Below are 20646 nucleotides of genomic sequence, written 5' to 3' on the forward strand. Positions count from 1 at the left end.
CGGACACTGCCTTATGGGCGCTTCTGGCATCCGCCGATGTCCGTCCGCTCGAGTGCGCGAGAACACGAGAACCACCCCGCTGACCTCCGACGAGAATGGCTGTTGCGAATCCCGGGCCATGCGTTAAATCTTTCCGTGGTCCTGGGTTGGGAGACAGAGAAGATCGTACGGAAATATTACGGGCTTCCGCCACTTACCAGTTTAGCGGTCTTCGAGGCGACCGCCCGGCTCGCGAGCTTCAGTCGCGCGGCCGAGGAGATGAATGTCACGAAAGGCGCGATCAGCCGGCAGGTGAAGGCGCTTGAGGACGAGCTCGGCATTCGACTTTTCATCCGCGACAGAAACGGTGTGCAACTGACCGCCGCCGCGCAGGATCTCTTCGCGGAAATCTCCTCCAGCTTCTCGCAATGGTCGGAAACGATCCGCACGATCACCACCGACAAGCCGGAAGAGTCCGTTACACTTTCCTGTACCGAGGCGTTCGCCACCCTTTGGCTCATTCCGCGCATGTCGGATTTCTCGCGCCGCTTCCCGAATATAACGGTGAACTACCTGATACCGGACAAGGTGGGCGACTATCGCAATGCGGAAGTCGACCTCTTCGTCCGCCCGGCGAATGGCGGATGGCCGAACGAGAGCAGCGAGCCGTTATACGACGACGTGATCTATCCGGTTTGCGGACCGGCGTTCGCGGAAAGGCACAGCGATGTGCCGTCCTCGCTCATCTGGCAGCTTCCGCTTCTGCATCTCGACTGGATCGTGCCCAATTGGCCCAGCTGGCACGATTTCCTGCAGTCCAACTCGATTGCCCATAAAGGACTGCGCGGGCAGCGCTTCGCCAAGTACACCGTCCTCCTCGCCGCCGCGGCGGAAAATCAGGGGCTGGCGCTCGGATGGAACGCGATGGTCGAGCCCTTGATCGGTCAGGGAAAGCTCGTGCGCTTTTCCGATCTCGCGGTTGTCGATCCCATCGGCTTCTGCATTGCCTGGAGCGACAGGAAGCCACTGTCCCCGGCGGCAAAGACCTTCCAGATGTGGCTTCGCGAACAGGCGCGTCCGCAATCCCCCTGATGAATTTGACCCGGCAGATCAACGGCGGGTGATTTTTTTGCGCGATACGCGACATATAAGCAGTGATAAATAGATGTCCGTTGGTTGTTCAGGTTCCGCGGTCAATACAGGTATTGCGGTTCTCCGAGGCGATGTCGACCTTCATCGACGCCACCCATGGAGGCAACCTCCGTCGCATTTAATAGGAGGAACTGCGATGAAAATTATTGGTCTGGTCGCCGTCGGCGCAATCTCACTTTTTGCCGCTCAGCAGGCGCAAGCAGCGTCATGCGAGGATATCACGATTGCCGATATGAGCTCCATGTCGGCGGAATTCCTTGCAGCCATGGACAAGTTCATTCTGAACAAGGGCTTCGGCTGCAACGCCAATCTGGTGGCGGGCGACACCGTGCCGGCGATCACCGCGATGATCGAGAAAGGCCAGCCGGATATCATTCCCGAGGGTGCCGTCGATGTCGTTCCGGCGCTCTACAAGGAAGGCGTGGAGACCGGCAAGATCGTCGCCGTCTCCGATCCGCTGTCCGACGCCGGCAACCAGGGTCTGTGGATTCCCAAATACATGGTCGACAAGGATCCGCAGTTGGCGACCCTTGCCGGCGTGCTGAAGAATCCCGAGCTTTTCGCCAACCCGGAAAATCCTTCCCGCGGCGGCATCTACAACGGCGCGCCGGGATGGGGCGCGACGATCGTGACGGCGCAACTCTACAAGGCCAACAAGATGGCCGACTACAAGTTCGATCTGATCGATCCCGGCTCGCTTGCCGGCCTCGATAGCGCGATCTCGCGCGCCTACGAACGCAAGCAGGGCATCATCGCCTATTACTGGTCGCCCACGGGGCTGCTCGGCCGATATGACATGGTCAAGGTCGATCTCGGTGTCGCGAACGACCCGGAAGAGTGGAAGCGCTGCACCGCGGTTGCCGAATGCGCCGATCCGAAGCCCAATGCCTGGACCGCATCGGACAACATCAAGACGCTTGTTTCGAAGAAGTTTTCCGAAGCGGGCGGCGACGCCATCGACTACCTGAAGAAGCGTGAGTTGAAGGCCGATACGATCAACAAGGTGCTCGCCTGGATGAACGAAAATCAGGCCAAGGGCGAAGACGCCGCGCAGTATTTTCTCACCGAAAATCCTGACATCTGGACCAAGTGGGTCTCGCCGGACGTTGCCGAGAAGGTAAAGTCGGCGCTCTGACCACGAAGGCCACGGGTGTGACGGGTCGCCGCCGGGCGGCCCGTCACCACGCCGGCACGCACCAGCTTCTACATACAGCCCCGACTGCCGGGTCGACATGTTGCCGTGATCGAAGGTTCACGCGCGCTGGCGCCGTGCTGCCCAAATCTTCCTAGACAAGGTGCGAAACGTGAACTGGTTTCTTTCATTTCCGAATCTGGACAGAGGCTATCTGACCGCGCTCAAGCTCGCGATCGATTCCTGGTTTCGGGACGTCGCGCGGTCGCTTGGATCGACCGCCGATTTTCTCTTCTATCCTCTCCAGGTGAGCTTGAGCTGGTGCGAACGGTTTCTCGTCGGCATGCCGTGGCCGCTCGTTCTTGCCTTTGTCGCCTTGCTTGCGTGGCTCGCAAGCCGAAGCGTCAAACTGGTCGTGGGTTGCGTCTCCATTCTGGTCCTGATCGGGCTCTTCGACATGTGGGACGATACGATGAAGACCATTTCGATGATCTTCGTCTGCAGTGTCCTGGCGGTCGTTATCGGCCTGCCGATCGGCATTGCGGCGGCGCGTTCCGATCGTGTCCAGCGCGTCATCCTGCCGATCCTCGATGTCATGCAAACCATGCCGAGTTTCGTTTATCTGATACCGGTCGTGATGCTTCTCGGCATCGGGCGCGTGCCGGGCCTCATCGCTGTCGTCATCTACAGCATTCCGCCGATCATCCGGCTGACAAATCTCGGCATCCGGCTTGTCGACAAGGAAATTCTCGAGGCCGCCGACGCGTTCGGTTCGTCGAAGCGGCAGAAGCTGCTCACGGTGCAGCTGCCGCTTGCGCTTCCGACAATCATGGCCGGCGTCAACCAGACGATCATGATGGCGCTCGGCATGGTCGTGATCGCGGCGATGATCGGCGTGCAGGGATTGGGGCAACCGGTGCTGAAGGCGATCGCCAACCAGTATTTCACGCTGGGCATCTTCAACGGGCTGGCGATCGTCGGAACAGCCGTCATTTTCGATCGCGTCAGCCAGGCGTTCGGCCAGCGTCTGCAGAAGCACAAGGGAGCGAGCCATGACTGAGCCATCGAGCAGGGGCTTGGCCATCAGGATCGAAGGCCTCTACAAGATCTTCGGGCAATCGCCGGAGCGGTTCGTGCCGCAGGTCCAGGCCGGCATGAGCAAGACCGAACTCATCCAGTCGCACGGCCATATCCTCGGTCTGCGCGACATCAACCTCGACATACCGGCGGGATGCCTGCAGGTCGTCATGGGCCTTTCCGGCTCCGGCAAGTCCACTCTCATCCGCCACATCAATCGCTTGATCGAACCGACCGCGGGGCGGCTCATCATCGACGGCAGCAATGTCCTTGATCTCGACGAAAAGCAGCTGATCGCGTTTCGTCGCAAGAACACGGCGATGGTATTCCAGAAGTTCGGCCTCCTTCCGCACCGTACCGTGCTTCAAAATGCGATGTATGGGCTTGAGCTGCAAAGGGTCGCGCCGGCGCGGCGTGTCGATATCGCCATGCACTGGCTGAAGCGGGTCGGTTTGGAAGGGTTCGAGGCCAAGTACCCGAACGAGCTTTCGGGCGGCATGCAGCAACGCGTCGGCCTCGCCCGCGCGCTCTGCGTCGATGCACCGATCCTGTTGATGGACGAGGCGTTTTCCGCACTCGACCCGCTGATCCGCGTCGAAATGCAGGATGTCCTGCTGGAAATTCAACGGGAAGTCCGCAAGACGATCATCTTCATCACGCACGACCTCGATGAAGCGCTCAAGCTTGGCGACCGTATCGCGGTTCTCCGCGACGGCGAGCTCGTGCAGCAGGGGACAAGCGAGGAAATCGTGCTGACGCCCGCGAACCACTACATCCGGCGCTTCGTCCAGGAGGTCAACCGGGGGCGCGTTGTCCGCGTGGATACGGCGATGACGGCGGGCGGCGGCGCTTCAAACGGCGTGGTGGTGAACCGCGATGACATGCTGCAGGACGCGGCCCGCAAGATCGCCGCATCGGGCGCCGATGCCGCTGATGTCGTCGATGGAAACGGCGTCGTTATCGGGCGCGTTTCGCTCAACCGGATCGTCTCCGTGATGATCCCGAACATGCAAGAAGCGGGCTGATCCGGTGTCGAGACAATCCATCATCATCGACACCGATCCCGGCCAGGACGACGCGTTGGCGATCCTGCTCGCCCTTGCGCACGGGGATGCGCTGGAGGTGCTTGGCATCACGGCGGTCTGCGGCAACATCAGCGTCAAAAGCACGGCGGCGAATGCGCTCAAGGTGCTGGCGCTGGCGGGCCGCGAGGATGTGCCGGTCTTCATGGGCGCCGCCGCGCCGCTCGTCGGGGAACTCGTCACCGCCGACGTCCTCCACGGCGAGGCGATCACCGCCGGTTGGGACCTGCCGCCTTCGGCGGTCGAGCCACGGTCGGAGTTCGCAGCCGATTGGATCATCGAGACGGTTCTCGCCAATCCGCCCGGCAAGGTGACGATCTGCGCGCTCGGGCCGTTGACGAACATCGCGCTGGCGCTCGCCAAGCATCCTGAAATCGCCGGCCGCCTGAAGGCGATCGTGATGATGGCGGGAGCGTCGCAGGGCGGCAACATGAATGCGGTGGCGGAATTCAACGTCTTCGTGGATCCGCACGCCGCCGCGCGCGTTTTCGCGGCACCCGTACGCAAGGTGGTCGCCTCGCTGGACGTGACGAAGACGTTTCTCGTCACGGCACGGGAGCTGGAGCGCCTCACCGCGACCAACAACCGCATCAATGCCGAGGTAAAGGGCCTCCTCAGGCTTTACGAGGCCTATGCCAGGGCAGGCGCGCCGCGCCCGCTACACGACCCCGCGGTCATCGCATGGCTTCTCGCGCCCGAGATCTTTGCCGGCAGGGATGTCAATGTGGAGATCGGGACCGCGCCGGGGCTTGCCTATGGCCAGACCATCGTGGACGTGAACGCGGTGACAGGGCGGCCCGCCAATGCCCATTGGCTGACCGGTGCCGACAAGAACGCCTTTTATGGTCTGCTTGCCGCAGCGCTTGCCCGAGGTTGAAAATCCTCGGGCAGTCGCGCCGCGCCGACTTTACTTGCCGCCGGCCTTGCCGAGTTGACCCGACTTTCCGTTGATCGCGCCCGCCTGCAGGCCAGCCGCGTCGGACAGGATGGCGGTGGCTTCGTTCAGCAGCACGTCCTTCGCCTTCTTGCGGGCGTTCTCAAGCGCGATGTCGGCCGTCAGGCTGCGCTCGTTGGATTGCAAGCCGTCGTCATTGCTTGTGTCGACGTCGCCGTCCAGCTGCGCGCGTGCCTTCAACCGGCTTTCACGCGCGGCCAGCTCCTTGCGGCGCTCGGCTTCGTTCAGCGAGATCACACCCTTGTCGCGCTGTGACTTCAGTTCGGCGACATCCTCGAGAAGGCGCTGGAAGTCCGGGTCGCTCTCCACGCGCTTGTCGTGAAGGGCCTGCAGCTTCGGCAGTTCCGCCTTGAGGTTGCCCGACGGCTTGTAGCGCGCCGGCTTGATCTGCGCCCAGGGAAGCGCGTTGTCGTAGCTGGTCTCGCCGAAGGTCTTCGGATCGGAGAGCCCCGGCAGGTTGATGTCGGGGGTCACGCCGCGCAGCTGCGTGGTGCCGCCGTTGACACGGAAGAACTGCGCGATCGTCAGCTTCAGCTCGCCGAATTTCGGCTTCTCGCTGCGCGCCACCTCGTCGAGATTGACCACGGTCTGCACGGTTCCCTTGCCGAAGCTCGGTTCGCCGATGATCACGCCACGGCCATAGTCCTGGATGGCGGCGGCGAAGATCTCCGATGCCGAGGCAGACCCGCGATTGATCAATACGCCGACGGGACCGGTCCATGCCGGCGTCGGCAGGTCGTCGCTTTGAACCTCGACCTTGCCGTCGGCGCTGCGCTGCTGAACGACCGGACCCTTGCCGGTGAAGAGACCGGTAAGCTCGATCGCTTCGGCAAGCGAACCGCCGCCATTGTTGCGCAGGTCGATCAGCACGCCGTCGACATTGTCCTGCTTCAGTTCGGTCAGCAGATTGGCGACGTCGCGGCTGGCGCTCCTGTAGTCCTTCTCGCCCTTGCGGCGGGCTTCGAAGTCCTCGTAGAAGGCCGGCAGCGTGATGACGCCGATGTTACGCGTGATGTCACCGTCCTTGACCGGGAGAACGGTCTTCTTGGCGGCCTGCTTTTCGAGGCTGATCTTGTCGCGCACAAGGCTGATGATGCGACGACCGCCATCCGCGCCGGCGTCGGCCGGCAGGATATCCAGGCGCACGACCGAATCCTTCGCGCCGCGGATCAACTGCACGACCTCGTCGAGGCGCGTGCCCATCACTTCCTTGATCGGACCGTCGGCGCCCTGGCCGACACCGGTGATGCGGTCGCCGACCGCGAGCTTGCCGGAGAGTTGCGCCGGGCCGCCGGGGACGAGTTCGCGGATCGTCGTGTAGTCGTCGCGTTCCTGCAGCACCGCGCCGATGCCGACAAGCGAGAGCTTCATCGAAATATCGAAATCGGCGGAAGCGGTGGCGCCGAAATAGTCGGTATGCGGGTCGATCGACGTCGAGTAGGCGCCCATGAACGATTGGAAGACGTCTTCGCTCTTGTATTTATAGGCGCGCTCGAGCGCGTTCTTGTAGCGCTTGTCGAGCGTGTCGCGAATGGTGGCCTCGGTCTGGCCGCCGAGCTTCAGCCGCAGCCAGTCGGCCTTCACCCGCTTGCGCCAGAGATCGTTGCTGTCGGCGTCGGATTGCGGCCAGGGCTCCTTGTCGCGCACCAGGGCGTAGTCTTCCTGCGTGGTGAAATCGAAACCATTCTTCAGCAGGTCGCGGGCATAGGTCATGCGATCGACGATGCGCTGCTCGTAGACGTTGAAGATGGAAAACGGGATCTTGAGGTCTTCCTTCTTGATGGCGTCGTCGATCTTGGTGCTGTCGGCCATGAAGGTGTCGATGTCGGACTGCCGGAAGATCATCCGATCCGGATCGAGCGACTTGATGAAGCGATCCATGATCTTGACGGAGAGGCTGTCGTCGAGCGCGACGGGCCGATAGCTGTAGCGCGTCAGAAACTGCGAGCTCAGCTGGGCCGCCTGCTCCTGGTTTTTCCGCGGCGCCAGAACAGGCACCGATCCCATGTCCAGCGCATAGGCCGTGGGCGCAATCGCCAGGAGAATGCCGAGGAAACCGTATTTAATGCGCATCAAGCTCTGATCCAATTCCGACTGCTCGCGTTTGTCTACAATCTAGGTGGAGCAATTATGGTTTTTTAGCAACCGGGTTGATTGGACGGATGAATGCTGACGTCGATATCATCTACAACTTTTGGTGAGATGGCCGGGAGGCGAACGGTGTTTTCGCCTGCGTCTCATGCCTGGTTTCCTTCCCGAGCTGCCTTGCGGGCGTTCTCGCGCTCCATCTTTTTCTGCCAGCGCGCGTTCATCGCCTCGTCGCCATCCCTGGTGCCGTCGTGCCAGGTGCCGAACCACTTGTCGAAGGGGATGAGGCCGTCGGCATAGTTCACCTCGAAATACTTGTGATGGAGGTAGTGGGCATAGGCGTGAGTATCGAGCCCGCCTTCCTCGCCCGCCTCGATCTTGTCGAAGCCGACATGGCCAACGACCGCGCCAAGCGCCAGCGAATGCAGATTGTAGATGGCGACGAGCGGATGCGAGAAGATCACCAGATGGATCAGCGCCTCACCGAAGAACAGCAGGTGCTCGACCGGGTGCATGGCGAGCGATGACCAGGGCGAGGGATTGACCGAGTTGTGATGCACCGAATGCACGAGCCTGTAGAGGGCGGGAATGTGCAGCGCGCGGTGGATCGCGAAGAAATAGGCCTCGTGAAACACAGGCACGAAGAGCACGATCAAGGCGAGCCAGACCGGATTGTCCCTGAACGTCGCCATCGGCACGTAGTCGTTCGAAAATGCCCAGAGCGTCACCACCTCGATCGCGGTCCAGATCGTGACGCCGGTGCCGACGCCGCGGATGATGCTGTCATAGGCCTGCGAGCCGAAGAGGAAGGCGGTGTTCTTCTTGTCGGCGGGGAAGTTCGGATTGTACTTGAAGCGGCTTTCCTGGCGGCGAAGCTTGTAGAGCCGAAGCTCGATCACGCCGTAGAAAATGAAGAACGCCGCGAGATTGCGCGCGAAGACAAGCGCTATCCAGCCGGCGGAGAAGGTGCGCGTCGTCTCGGTCCCGGGCGTCAGGAAAAACCAGAAGATCGCCGCCGTGACCATGAAGAAGGCGTTCCACGGAAAGAAATAGTTCGGCAGCCATTTCAGGAATTTCAACGGGCTCGGCGGCAGCACGAAGACCGGCGCGGGCGTCAGGACACCATCGGGCCTCCAGTGCCCTCTCTTGTCTCTCTTGCCGAATTTCGAATCGTCCATGACTTGCCTCCCGCATGCGTGATTGAATGGATGGAGCCGGATTTTCCCCGGCATCGGTCGCGCCGCGCTCAGGCCGCCAGCAGCGATTTCAGCTTGACCTCGGCCTGCATGAGCGCCGTGGGATCGACAGTCCTGCCCGAGGCGATCAGCATTTCCGCCAGCCGGATGTCGCGGGCGACGCCGTTGCCGGGACCGATGCCGCTCGCCGAAAGCAGCCGCCCGTCGGCGCCGATCTGGAAGATGATGAAGGCGTCTTCGCCGACCTCTCGCCGCACGGAGATGACGGCGCCCTCGGCAAGGCCGGCCACTTGCAGCGTCAGCTCGTATTGATCCGACCAGAACCACGGCACGGCGCTGATCCGTTCGTCCGCGCCTGTGAGATTGGCCGCCGCGAGCATCGCCTGCTCCTGGGCGCTGCGCCAGGATTCGAGCCGGACGCGGCGACCGCCATAAACGGGGATGGGGAAGGAGCAGCAGTCGCCGGCGGCGAAAATGTCGGGGTCGGAGGTCCTGAGATGGTCGTCGACCATGATGCCGTTGTCGATCGCAAGCCCCGCCTCTTGCGCGAGCGCGACGTTGGGGATCGAGCCGATGCCGATCACCGCGATATCGGCATCGATCGTCCGTCCCCCGGCCAGGCAGATCGACACGCCGTCGGCGCCGATCTTAAAGGTCTCGATCCGGCTCTCGCAAAGGATCTCGACGCCGGCCGCCTTGTGGCGCGCGGCAACCGCATGCGCGATATCCTCGGGCACGCCGCGCGAGAGGATACGGGAAAGGCCCTCGATCAGCGTGACGCTGGCGCCCAGCCCGCGCGCGATCGCCGCGAGCTCGAGGCCGATGAAGCCGCCGCCGACGATCGCAAGCCTGCTACCTTCATGCAGATGCCGCCGGATCGCCAGCGCATCGGCATGGGTGCGAAGCGTCAGCACGCGCTCGGAGCGTTCGGCGATGCCGGGGAACGGACGCGGGCGGGCGCCGGTCGCCAGCAGCAGCTTGTCGTAGGTGAGCTTCGTTCCGTCCGAGAGGGCGACGGTCTTGCCGGGCCGGTCGATCCCGGTCGCGTTGACACCCAGGCGAAGATCGATACCCCGCTTGTCGTAGCCCTCGGCATCCATGACGAATTTCGGCCCAGCACCCTCTAGGATACCGTTTTTCGACAGCGGCGGACGCTCGTAGGGATGAAGCGCTTCCGCGCCGACGAGCGTGATGGTGCCGTCGAAATGGCGCTCGCGCAGCTGCAGCGCGGCACGTCCGCCGCATTCGCCGGCGCCGATGATAACGATAGAGGACATGGATGTCTCCGTGCGACCCGTTCGCTGGCCGTCAGGCGGGGATCGCGAGCAGCACTTCGCCCGCTTCGATCTTCGCCTGATAGGTGTTGAGGCTCTTGCAGGCCGGCGGCCGGCGCGGCGTGCCGGTGCGATAGTCGAAGGCGCCCGAATGCTTGGGACATTCGATCTCGTAATCCATCACGAGGCCGTCGGCGAGGTGAATGGCCTCGTGCGAGCAGAGACCGTCGGTGCAGAAAACCTCGTCCTCGGGCGAGCGGTAGACCGCGTAGGTGCGGCCGCCATGGTCGAAGCGGATGACGCCTTCCTGCTCGATGTCGTCAAGACGACAGGCTGATATCCAGCTCATGATGTGTGCCTCCCTTCACGCCTCCAGACAGGATGAAAATATCCGTCCACACGCGGCGTGGCGCAACGCGAATATTGACGCAAATGCATCATTCTCTAAGCTCGCCGACGTGGGAGCGAGGGAGGATGTCGTGGCGAGAAAGCCGAGCATGGATGATGTCGCGGCGGCGGCCGGCGTCAGCCGGATCACCGTCGATCGGGTGCTGAACGGCCGTGGCGGCGTGAAGCCGAAGACCGAGCAACTGGTCATCGAGACCGCGAGAGCGCTCGGCGTCGACCGCGCGCTCACGATGATGCCGACGCGCATCCTGCGGATCGGCGTGCTGCTGCAGAACAACGTGAACTCGTATTACGTCAAGCTGCGCGAGGGCTTCGTGCGCTCGGCGCAGCAATACAAGCGTTACAATATCCGCGTCACCTTCTGGTACTTCGAGCAGATCAGGGCCGACGCGGCGATCAGGACGCTGGCGAGGGCCGCGGCCGAGTGCGACGGCCTTGTCGTCATCCTGTTCGACGATCCCGAAGTGACCGCGAAGGTGGACGAGCTGTCGCGCAAGCTGCCCATCGTCACCGTCGCCTCCGACCTGCCGGGCACCGGCCGTATCGCCTATGTCGGATCGAACGCGGTTCAGGAAGGGCGCACGGCAGGCGCGCTGATGGGGCGTTTCCTGGGTGACGCCGGCGGCGACGTGGTCGTCATCGTCGGTCTCCATCGGTTGCTGGAGCACGACCAGCGCGCGGCGGGTTTCCACGACGCCCTGGGCCGGAAGCATCCGAACTGCCGGGTGGTCGAGACGTTTCAGAGCTACGAGCAGGAGAATATTCGCAAGGACTTCCGCGCTCTGCTGCGCCGCCACCCCGCGCTGCGCGGCGTCTACAACATGTCGGTGGGCAATCCCGTGCTCGCCGAGGAGCTGAAGGCCATCGGCAAGGACCAGTCCGTCTGCGTCATCACCCACACGGTGACGCCGGAGCGGGTGGCGTTGATGGACGAAGGTGTCGTCGACGCGATCATCGACCGCGAGCCTTTCATGGAGGCGCGGCGCGCCATCGAAATCCACCTCCACCACGCCGGCCGCTTCGCCAGCGAAGACATAACGCCGCCCCAGAGGCCACGGATTTTCATCGGCGAGAATGTACGGCTCGAATGATCGCCGTTGCTGGCCCTTCGACCTTTGTTATCGGGCCAGGCGCTACCCCGTCCCCGAAATTGGGAAAATGATGAGAAAACGTTTTCTCACGTTGACTTTATGTTTGGGAAACGCTTTTCTCACCTCCGCGAGAGGGAGGAAATCGCGTGGTCGCTCGAAGCAGCCGTGTCACAATTCATGACGTCGCCAGGGCGGCGGGCGTCAGCGTTTCGACCGTGTCGAAAGCGCTGAACGACACCGGCCGGATGGCGTCGGAGACGCGCGAGAAGATCAAGTCGATCGCCGCCGATGTCGGCTTCCGGCCGAATGCGCTGGCGCGCAGCCTTCTCTTCAACAGAAGTTTCACGGTCGGGCTGCTCACCAACGATACCTATGGTCGCTTCACCCTGCCGCTGATGTCGGGGATATCGGAGGCGCTGGTCGATCACGGCGTTTCGGTTTTCCTCTGCGCGATCGAGGATGATCCCGAACTCGCCAAGGTTCATGTCGACGCCATGCTGGACAAGCAGGTGGATGGCATCATCGCGACGGGCAAGCGGATCGACAGGTCTCTCCCGGTCGATCTCGCTGGCCTGCCGGTGCCCGTCGTCTACGCCTTCACCGAGGGCGTGCCGGGCAGCGTGGTGCTGACGGCCGATGATGCCGACGGCGCCCGTCTCGCCGTCGAGCGGCTTCGCAAGGTCGGCCGTCGAAAAATCGTCCACGTGACCGGTCCCGACAGTTTCGTCTCGGCCGTCGAGCGTGCCGATGCCTTTCGCCAGGCCGTCGGCGCTGGGGCCGTCGTCATGCACGGCACATGGACCGAGGGATGGGGTCACGAAGCCGTCGCCCTGCTCTGGGATGATGAAAAGCCAACGCCCGACGGCATCTTCTGTGGCAACGATCAGATCGCCAGAGGCGTGGTGGACGCCTTGCGCGAGCGGGGCGTGCGCGTGCCCGAGGACGTTTCGATCGTCGGTTTCGACAACTGGGAGATCTTCGCCGACCAGACGCGGCCGGCGCTGACCACGGTCGACATGAATTTGAAGGAGCTCGGCCGCACGGCCGGGCTGACGATCTTGGATCTTGCCGAGGGACGGTCTGTGGAAGCCGGCCTGCGCAAGCTTCCATGCAAGCTGGTCGTTCGCCAGTCCTGTGGTGGAGACCGGGAAATCTAACGGGAGGCGGGGCGCGATTGCCCCATGATTTGGAGGAAATCATGCATAAGAGAATGCTTGCAGCAACGGCATTGCTGTCGATGTGCCTGGGGTCGGCGGCATCGGCGGAGACCATCAGCATGTGGGTGCGTTCGGGCAGCGGCGGCGGCGCCTTCAAGGCGGTCATCGACGCCTACAACGCCGCCAATACCGACAAGGTCGAGCTCACCGAGATACCCAACGACCAGATGGTCCAGAAGTACGGCACGGCGGTCGCCGGCGGGCAGGCGCCCGACGCCATCTCGCTGGACCTGATCTATACCCCGTCCTTCGCTTCGGCCGGCCAGCTCGAGGACATGACGGATTTCGCCAAGTCGCTCAGCTATTTCAACGCGTTGGCGCCCGCCCATGTCAAGCAGGGCACCTATGAAGGCAAGGTCTACGGCCTGCCGCTGCTGGTCGAGACCTCCGTCTTCGCCTGGAACAAGGACCTCTACAAGAAGGCCGGCCTCGATCCCGAGAAGGCACCGGCGTCTTGGCAGGAGATCACCGCCAACGCGGAAAAGATCCGCAAGCTCGGCGGCGACGACTACGGTTTCTATTTCTCGGGCGGCGGTTGCGGCGGCTGCATGATCTTCACCTTCGCACCGCTGGTCTGGGGCGCCGGCGCGGACATCCTGTCGGATGATGGAAAGACCGCGGCACTGGATACGCCGCAGATGCGCCAGGCCGTCGACGCCTATCGCACGCTCGTCAAGTCCGGGGCCGTTCCGGCCAGCGCCGCGACAGACAATGGCGTGGACTTCCTGAAGTTCCTCGGCGGCAAGATCGGCCAGCAGAGCCTCGGCGCCTTCGCCATCGGCACGATGATCACGCAGCATCCGAACCTCAACTTCGGTGTGACGCTGATCCCAGGCGTCGACGGCAAGCCGTCCTCGTTCGCCGGCGGCGACAACATCGTCGTCACCAAGGGCACGCCGCGTGTCGGCCAGATCCAGAAGTTCCTCGAGTTCGTCTATTCCGAGGAGGGACAGACGATCATGGCCAAGAACGGCAGCCTGCCGACGCGCACCGACATCGCCGAAAAGGTCCTGAAGGGACAGGATCCGCGTCTGCTCGTCGCCGCCGATGCGATCAAGGTCGCCAAGACCCCCTATACGCTGCAGTTCAACGATCTGATCAACAGCCCGAACAGCCCGTGGTCGCAGTTCATCAATGCCGCCATGTTCAGCGACGACGTCGATGGCGCCTTCGCCAACGGCCAGGCGGACATGCAGTCGATCCTCGACAGCGCGCAATAACATCGAGTGTCGGGATCGCCGCGCGGTCCCGACCCGACACCTCCCGATCGCTCGCCATGTCACAAACCGAACGAGATCAAAGATGACGACTGAAATCATCTCCGTCTCTCCGAAGCGGAGGCGACGGCGGAGAGGGAGCTGGCGCGGCGTCGCCTATATCGCGCCGGCAATCGCCCTGGTGACCGTGTTCTTCGTGCTGCCGCTGCTCTTCACCGTCTGGATGAGCCTGCACCGCTGGCCGCTCATGGGCTCGCCGCGCTGGATCGGCATCGGCAACTATACCCGCATGTTCAACGATCCGCGCTTCTGGACATCGCTCGGCTTCACCGCGCAGTACACGCTCGTCGTCACGATCGCGATCTTCGCGCTGGCCTTCCCGCTCGCCTTCTTCGTGGACAAGCCGCGCCGTTTCGTGTCGGGCTATCGCACCATCATCTTCCTGCCCGTCGTCATCGGCCTGGCATCGGCGTCGCTTCTGTGGGTCTGGCTCGCCAACGTCGACAGCGGCCTGTTCTCGCCGGTCTTCGAGATGCTCGGCCTGACACAGGGCCGGCGCAACCTGCTCGCGACCTTCGACACCGCCTTCCTGACGATCATCGTCATGGTCGTCTGGAAGATCGCCGGGTTCACGATGATCATTCTTCTGACCGGTCTTCAGGGCATTCCGTCGGAGCTAACGGAAGCCGCGCGCATCGATGGCGCCGGCGCCTGGCAGCGGTTCCGCCACCTGACGCTGCCTCTGATGCGCAGAACCATGGCGCTGGCGCTGATCCTGTCGGTCACCGGTTCGATCCTCGCCTTCGACCAGTTCTACATCATGACCTCGGGTGGACCACAGAACCGCATGATTTCGATCGTCTACTACATCTTCAATCAGTCCTTCGTGTCGTTCAACCTCGGCTATGGCGCGGCGCTTTCCATCGCGTTGCTGCTCATCCTGGTGGCGCTCAGCATCGTCCAGCTCTGGCTGCTCAAGGTCGGGGAGGATCGCCCATGACCGGCCGCACCGCCCTGCGCGCGCGCCGCAATGCGCGCCGCGCCGCCGGCTATCATGTCGCGGGAGCGGCGATCGTCTTCTTCTTTTTGGCGCCCTTCGCGGTCATGCTCATGGCCTCGTTCCGCCCGCGGAGCGAAACCGCGCTGCCGCCATGGCCGCTGAGCGGCATGAGCGGGCTCAGCGTCGATGCCTACAGGGCACTCGATACGTTCGGCGCCGGCATCTGGCATCACATGCTGAACTCGCTGATCGTGTCGGTGGCGACGGTGGTGCTGACTGTGGCGATCAGCCTGCTCGCCGGCTACGGCTTTTCCCGCTACCGGTTCCCGTTCAAGAACGTGCTGTTCGTCCTGATCATCGTGACCCTGATGATCCCGTTCCAGTCGATCCTGACGCCGCTGTTCATCATTCTCTCGAAGCTCGGGCTCAACAATTCGCTGCTCGGGCTGACGCTCGTCTACGTCACGCTGCAGCTGCCCTTTTCCGTCTTCATGATGCGCAATGCGTTCGATGCCGTGCCCAAGGAGATCGAGGAAGCCGCCCGCATCGATGGCGCGCGCGATCTCGGCCTGCTCGCCCGCGTGCTGTTTCCACTGGTGCTGCCCGGTGTCGTCACCGTCGCGATCTTCGCCTTCCTCAATGCCTGGAACGAGTTCTTCGCGGCACTCGTGCTGTTGTCGAGCAACGACAAGTTCACCCTGCCGGTACTGATGACCGCTGTCCGCTCCTCCAGAATGGGCGCCATCGATTGGGGCGCGGTGCAAGCCGGCGTCGTCGTCATGGTCATCCCCTGCCTGCTCGTCTTCCTGCTTCTGCAGCGCTTCTACATGCGCGGCCTGATGGCCGGCGCCGTCAAGTAATTCAAAGGAGAATTCAATCATGACCAGACAAAACAAGAGCCAGTTCCGCCCGGTCGCCGTTCCCGATGTCGAGCTCGACGGTTTCTGGGGCAAGTGGCAGGATGCGGTATGCGATTCCACGGCGGCGATCCTGCTCGACCGCTGCGAGAAGGCCGGCATGATCCAGGCGATCGACGTGAACCAGCCGAGCCCGGGGATCGTCATCCCGATCGACGAGAAGTGGACCGGCTCGACCCAGATGTTCTGGGATTCCGATCTCGGCAAGTCGATCGAGACCATCGCCTACTCGCTCTACCGCAAGCCGAACGCGGAGCTTGAGGCGCGTGCCGACGCCATCATCGACATGTATGAAAAGCTGCAGCAGGAGGATGGCTATATGAACGCCTGGTTCCAGCGCGTGCAGCCCGGCAAGCGCTGGACCAACCTGCGCGACCATCACGAACTTTATTGCGCCGGCCATCTCATGGAAGCCGCCGTCGCCTATTATCAGGCGACCGGCAAGCGCAAGCTGCTCGACATCATGTGCCGCTATGCCGACCACATGATCACCGTTTTCGGCCACAGCGAAGGCCAGATCCCCGGCTATTGCGGCCACCAGGAAGTGGAACTGGCGCTGGTCAAGATGGCGCGCGTGACGGGCGAGAAGAAGTATCTCGATCTCTCGAAGTTCTTCATCGACGAGCGCGGCAAAGAGCCCCACTTCTTCACCGCCGAGGCCCTTCGCGGCGGCCGCGATCCGAAAGACTATGTGCACAAGACCTACGAATACAGCCAGGCGCACGAGACCGTGCGCGAGCAGCAGAAGGTCGTCGGCCACGCGGTGCGCGCCATGTACCAGTATTCCGGCATGGCCGACATCGCCACCGAGTATCACGACGACACGCTGACCAATGCGCTGGAGACGCTCTGGGACGACCTGACGGTCAAGCAGATGTACGTCACCGGCGGCATCGGCCCGGCGGCGAGCAACGAGGGCTTCACCGATTACTACGACCTGCCCAACGACACCGCCTACGCCGAAACATGCGCCTCCGTCGGGCTCGTCTTCTGGGCAAGCCGCATGCTCGGCCGAGGCCCGAACCGCCGCTATGCCGACGTCATGGAGCAGGCGCTCTATAACGGCGCGCTGACCGGCCTGGCGCTCGACGGCAAGACCTTCTTCTACGACAACCCGCTTGAGAGCACCGGCAAGCATCACCGCTGGGTCTGGCACCGTTGCCCCTGCTGCCCGCCGAACATCGCCCGCCTCGTCGCCTCCGTCGGCTCCTACATGTACGCGGTCGCGGACAACGAGATCGCCGTCCACCTCTATGGCGAAAGCAGCGTCAAGGCGCAGCTCGAGGGCGGCAAGGTCAAGCTGACGCAGCACACCGACTATCCGTGGAATGGCGATATCCGCATCGACGTGGATGTCGACGGAACGGCCGAATTCGGCATCGCGCTGCGCATCCCGGAATGGGCCGAGGGCGCCTCGCTGAAGGTGAATGGCGAGACCGTCGATCTCGCCTCGTCGGTCGTCGATGGCTATGCGCGGCTCAGCCGGCCCTGGAAGAAGGGCGACGTCATCGCGCTCGATCTTCCGCTGGATCTTCGCCCGCAATACGCCTCGCCGAAGGTCCGCCAGGACGTCGGTCGCGTTGCGTTCGCCCGCGGTCCGCTGATCTATTGCGTCGAGGAAACCGACAACGGCCACGACCTCAACGCCTTCGTCGTCCCGCAAAAGCTCGGCGGCCACCGGACGAAGACGATCGAAGGGCTGAACGGCGCGGTGGCGGTCGAGCTCGACGTCTCCAGGGAAGATTCAAGCGGCTGGAACGGCTCGCTCTATCGCACCCGTCCGGCCGAGCAGGTACCGGCAACCGTCACGCTCGTGCCCTATCATCTCTGGGACAATCGCGAGCCGGGCGCCATGCTGGTCTGGCTCCAGACCGGGAAGTAGGCCGATGGTCCCGATGGAAACTGCGAGCGTATCGCTCAAGGGCGTGCGAAAATCCTACGGCAGCCTGCCTGTCGTGCACGGCATCGATCTCGATATCAAGGAGGGCGATTTCGTCGTTTTCGTCGGCCCCTCCGGCTGCGGAAAATCGACCCTGCTCAGGATGATCGCCGGCCTGGAGGAGGTGACCGATGGCGAGATCAGCATCAAGGGGCGCGATGTCACCGATCTCGACCCCTCCGATCGCGGCATCGCCATGGTCTTCCAGTCCTATGCGCTCTACCCGCACATGTCGGTGCGGGAGAACCTCGCATTCGGATTGAAGATGGCGAAGACGGATGCGGTCGAGATCAAGCGCCGTGTCGACGAGGCGGCCGGCATCCTGAAGATCGACCATCTTCTCGACCGCCGTCCGGGGCAGCTCTCCGGTGGCCAGCGGCAGCGCGTGGCCATTGGCCGCGCGATCGTTCGCGAGCCCGATGTCTTCCTGTTCGACGAACCGCTGTCCAACCTCGACGCGGAGCTGCGTGTCTCGATGCGCATCGAGATCGCCAGGCTTCACCGCGAACTCGGCAACACGATGATCTACGTGACGCACGACCAGACCGAGGCGATGACGCTGGCCGACCAGATCGTCGTTCTCAAGAATGGAAAGGTCGAGCAATCGGGATCACCGAGGGAGATCTACGAAAATCCGTCCAACATGTTCGTCGCCGGCTTCATCGGCTCACCCCGGATGAATTTCCTGAAGGCGGTCGGGGAGGGCGGCGGACGCTTCGAGATCGCGGCGAAGAGCTGCGGGGACGAGGGACTGCCGGCGAGCATCGCGCGCGGCACGCAGTTCATGATCGGCATCCGGCCGGAGCATATCGTGATCGGCGAGAGCGGCGACCGGTCGATCGCCGCGCGCGTCGAATTCTTCGAATATCTCGGCGGCACGCGGTATATCTACTGCGCGCTCGAGGACGGCCAGAACCTCGTGGTCGAGCAGAGAGCCGGGCCGGACATAGAGCCGGGCAGCCTGATCGCGCTCGACCTGTCGTCCAGCCAGCGCCTGTTCTTCGATGCCGAGGGAGGGCGCCTGCGGGCTTAGAGCCTCTCCCGGTCGCCTCGCACGCCTCTGGTCACCGCGTCGCGGTGGCCAGTTCCCGCGCCATGTCCGCGATCAGCGAGCGCAGCCAGCGATGCGCGGGATCGTTGCGATAGCGGACGTGCCAGGCCATTTCGACCGGGAAGGTTCCAAGATCGACCGGCGGCTCCACCACTCTCAGTCTCTTGTCGTCGGCCAGATGCCGGCAGATCAGGCGAGGCAGTGTCGCGCAATAATCCGTCGCCGCGATCATCTCGGTCACGGCCAGGAAGTGCGTGACGGACACGGCCACGTCGCGCTTCAGTCCCCGCTCCTCGAGCGTGCGGAACAGGCCGGCGCGTAGCCGCCCGGGCGGCAGGACGTTCAACATGCCGTAGCTGTTCATAGACTGCCTTCGTCAGCCGTTCTTCCACCAGCGGGTGATCGGCCCTCACCACGCAGGCGAGCCCGTCGTCCATCAGATGCTGCACAACGAGATTGTCGGGCGGGTCGGTAATCCGACCGATCACCATCGCCGTCGTTCCGGAGACCACGCCGGCCTCGGTGAGATCGTTGCCGAAGGGCGCCAGCCGCAGCCGGATGCCCGGCGCGATTTCCCTCAGCCGCGCCACGATCGCCGGCATCAGCACGAATTCGACCAGACTGTTCGGCGCGATCAGGAAAAGCCGGTCGGCCTTCGAGGGGTCGAAGTCCTGCTGGCCGCGAACGGCCTCGTCGATCGCGGCCAATGCCGCGCCGATCACCGGCGCGAGGTCCTGCGCCATCTGCGTCGGCTGCATCCCATAGCGTTCGCGCACGAAGAGCGGATCGCGCATCGTCTCGCGCAGCCGCTTCAGTGCGTTGGATAGCGCGGGTTGCGTGATCCCGAGCCGCTCGGCCGCGCGGGTGACGTTGCGCTCCTCGAAGAGGGCCATGAAGACGGGCAGGAGATTCAGGTCGTATTGCATTCAGTTATAATCCATTGTGAATAACTGAAATCAAATAAATAAATTTCAAAAATTTCTGGAGCGGACGCATGATCCTCCTTGTCCAGACGGGAACAACCTGTCGGCAAAGCGTGTTGATCGCAACACGCCGGCAACAATTTTCAAGGCTGCGCGCAACGCGGCAAGGAGATCACTATGAAGATTCTGATGGTACTCACCTCGCATGACGAACTCGGCAACACCGGCAAGAAGACCGGGTTCTGGCTCGAGGAGTTCGCCGCGCCCTACTACGCTTTCCTCAAGGCCGGTGCCGATGTCACGGTCGCCTCGCCCAAGGGTGGCCAGCCGCCGCTCGATCCGAAGAGCGACGAACCGGATTTCCAGACCGCCGAAACCCGGCGCTTCAACGCCGATGCGGCCGCGCAAAAGGTGCTTTCCAACACGGTGCAGCTTTCCACGGTTCGCGAAAGCGATTTCGACGCCGTATTCTATCCGGGCGGTCATGGCCCGCTCTGGGATCTGGCCGAGGACAAGCATTCGATCGGCCTGATCGAGAGCATGTATGCTGCCGGCAAGCCCATCGCGTTCGTCTGCCACGCCCCCGGCGTCCTGTGCCACGTGAAGTCAGCCGACGGCAAGCCGCTCGTCGCCGGAAAGAAGGTCACCGGCTTCACCAATAGCGAGGAAGATGCCGTCGGTCTCACCAATATCGTGCCCTTCCTCGTCGAGGACATGCTGAAGAGCGAGGGCGGTCTCTATTCCAAGGTTGACGATTGGCAATCCTACGCCGTTCAGGATGGGCTGCTCATCACAGGTCAGAACCCGGGGTCCTCGGTGGCAACCGCCGGCGTGCTGATCTCCACTCTGGATGCGGCAAGTAAAGCCTGATCGCGGGCCATCTCATTGCTGCACTTGCGACCTGCGCGCCTGCGGCCGCATGCCCCGGACCTAAGTCCGATAGGCGGA

General features: G+C 63.1%; 17 protein-coding genes and 1 pseudogene. 13 read left to right on the plus strand and 5 right to left on the minus strand.

What is annotated here, in order from left to right:
• The first annotated feature begins 36 nt into the window (after positions 1–36).
• From GGQ67_RS02950 to GGQ67_RS02970, 5 genes are all read left to right on the plus strand, one after another.
• A complete protein-coding gene (locus GGQ67_RS02950) occupies positions 37–1071 on the plus strand; it encodes a LysR substrate-binding domain-containing protein (RefSeq protein WP_210279500.1) in 1035 nt (344 codons plus the stop codon).
• A 196-nt stretch (positions 1072–1267) separates the two neighbouring features.
• The gene (locus GGQ67_RS02955; RefSeq protein WP_183898668.1) at positions 1268–2266 is read left to right on the plus strand and encodes a glycine betaine ABC transporter substrate-binding protein; all 999 of its coding nucleotides are present in this window, start codon (positions 1268–1270) and stop codon (positions 2264–2266) included.
• Between the two features lie 169 nt (positions 2267–2435).
• The gene (locus tag GGQ67_RS02960; RefSeq protein ID WP_183898669.1) at positions 2436–3323 is read left to right on the plus strand and encodes an ABC transporter permease subunit; all 888 of its coding nucleotides are present in this window, start codon (positions 2436–2438) and stop codon (positions 3321–3323) included.
• Positions 3316–4365 carry a quaternary amine ABC transporter ATP-binding protein gene (locus GGQ67_RS02965; protein ID WP_183898670.1) on the plus strand — a complete coding sequence of 350 codons (1050 nt, stop codon included), beginning with the start codon at positions 3316–3318 and terminating at the stop codon, positions 4363–4365. The genes GGQ67_RS02960 and GGQ67_RS02965 overlap by 8 nt, the downstream gene beginning before the upstream one ends.
• Before the next feature lie 4 nt (positions 4366–4369).
• Positions 4370–5299: a nucleoside hydrolase gene (locus tag GGQ67_RS02970; protein WP_183898671.1), complete on the plus strand. Its 930-nt coding sequence runs from the start codon at positions 4370–4372 to the stop codon at positions 5297–5299.
• A 30-nt stretch (positions 5300–5329) separates the two neighbouring features.
• On the opposite strand, the gene GGQ67_RS02975 is transcribed toward GGQ67_RS02970, so the two are convergent.
• From GGQ67_RS02975 to GGQ67_RS02990, 4 genes are all read right to left on the minus strand, one after another.
• Positions 5330–7450, minus strand: a complete 2121-nt coding sequence (locus GGQ67_RS02975; RefSeq protein ID WP_183898672.1) for a carboxy terminal-processing peptidase — start codon at positions 7448–7450, stop codon at positions 5330–5332.
• A gap of 164 nt (positions 7451–7614) precedes the next feature.
• The gene (locus tag GGQ67_RS02980; protein WP_183898673.1) at positions 7615–8643 is read right to left on the minus strand and encodes a sterol desaturase family protein; all 1029 of its coding nucleotides are present in this window, start codon (positions 8641–8643) and stop codon (positions 7615–7617) included.
• Between the two features lie 68 nt (positions 8644–8711).
• A complete protein-coding gene (locus tag GGQ67_RS02985) occupies positions 8712–9938 on the minus strand; it encodes an NAD(P)/FAD-dependent oxidoreductase (protein ID WP_183898674.1) in 1227 nt (408 codons plus the stop codon).
• Positions 9939–9969: 31 nt separating this feature from the next.
• Entirely contained in the window at positions 9970–10284 is a 315-nt protein-coding gene (locus GGQ67_RS02990) for a MocE family 2Fe-2S type ferredoxin (RefSeq protein WP_183898675.1), read from the minus strand.
• Between the two features lie 130 nt (positions 10285–10414).
• Here GGQ67_RS02990 and GGQ67_RS02995 point away from each other — a divergent pair, with 130 nt between their 5' ends.
• The 7 genes from GGQ67_RS02995 to GGQ67_RS03025 all read left to right on the plus strand — a co-directional run bounded on the left by GGQ67_RS02995 (position 10415) and on the right by GGQ67_RS03025 (position 18757).
• A complete protein-coding gene (locus GGQ67_RS02995) occupies positions 10415–11434 on the plus strand; it encodes a substrate-binding domain-containing protein (RefSeq protein ID WP_183898676.1) in 1020 nt (339 codons plus the stop codon).
• A gap of 146 nt (positions 11435–11580) precedes the next feature.
• Positions 11581–12591 (plus strand): substrate-binding domain-containing protein, encoded by a 1011-nt coding sequence (locus GGQ67_RS03000; protein WP_183898677.1) that lies wholly within the window; start codon positions 11581–11583, stop codon positions 12589–12591.
• Positions 12592–12632: 41 nt separating this feature from the next.
• Positions 12633–13871 (plus strand): ABC transporter substrate-binding protein, encoded by a 1239-nt coding sequence (locus GGQ67_RS03005; protein WP_183898678.1) that lies wholly within the window; start codon positions 12633–12635, stop codon positions 13869–13871.
• Between the two features lie 82 nt (positions 13872–13953).
• The gene (locus GGQ67_RS03010) at positions 13954–14868 is read left to right on the plus strand and encodes a carbohydrate ABC transporter permease (RefSeq protein ID WP_183898679.1); all 915 of its coding nucleotides are present in this window, start codon (positions 13954–13956) and stop codon (positions 14866–14868) included.
• Positions 14865–15728 carry a carbohydrate ABC transporter permease gene (locus tag GGQ67_RS03015; RefSeq protein ID WP_183898680.1) on the plus strand — a complete coding sequence of 288 codons (864 nt, stop codon included), beginning with the start codon at positions 14865–14867 and terminating at the stop codon, positions 15726–15728. The genes GGQ67_RS03010 and GGQ67_RS03015 overlap by 4 nt, the downstream gene beginning before the upstream one ends.
• A 19-nt stretch (positions 15729–15747) precedes the next feature.
• A complete protein-coding gene (locus tag GGQ67_RS03020) occupies positions 15748–17667 on the plus strand; it encodes a glycoside hydrolase family 127 protein (protein ID WP_183898681.1) in 1920 nt (639 codons plus the stop codon).
• A gap of 13 nt (positions 17668–17680) precedes the next feature.
• Positions 17681–18757 carry an ABC transporter ATP-binding protein gene (locus GGQ67_RS03025; RefSeq protein ID WP_183898682.1) on the plus strand — a complete coding sequence of 359 codons (1077 nt, stop codon included), beginning with the start codon at positions 17681–17683 and terminating at the stop codon, positions 18755–18757.
• 31 nt (positions 18758–18788) lie between these two features.
• Here the strand turns inward: GGQ67_RS03025 and GGQ67_RS25640 are convergent.
• Positions 18789–19701: pseudogene (locus GGQ67_RS25640) on the minus strand (LysR family transcriptional regulator).
• A gap of 174 nt (positions 19702–19875) precedes the next feature.
• On the opposite strand from GGQ67_RS25640, the gene GGQ67_RS03035 reads away from it, so the two are divergent.
• Complete coding sequence (locus tag GGQ67_RS03035) at positions 19876–20568, plus strand: type 1 glutamine amidotransferase domain-containing protein (protein WP_183898683.1); 693 nt, start codon at positions 19876–19878, stop codon at positions 20566–20568.
• Positions 20569–20646 lie beyond the last annotated feature (78 nt).

Origin of the sequence: Rhizobium metallidurans (genome assembly GCF_014196505.1) — a bacterium.
GTDB classification, from domain to species: Bacteria; Pseudomonadota; Alphaproteobacteria; order Rhizobiales; family Rhizobiaceae; genus Rhizobium; species Rhizobium metallidurans.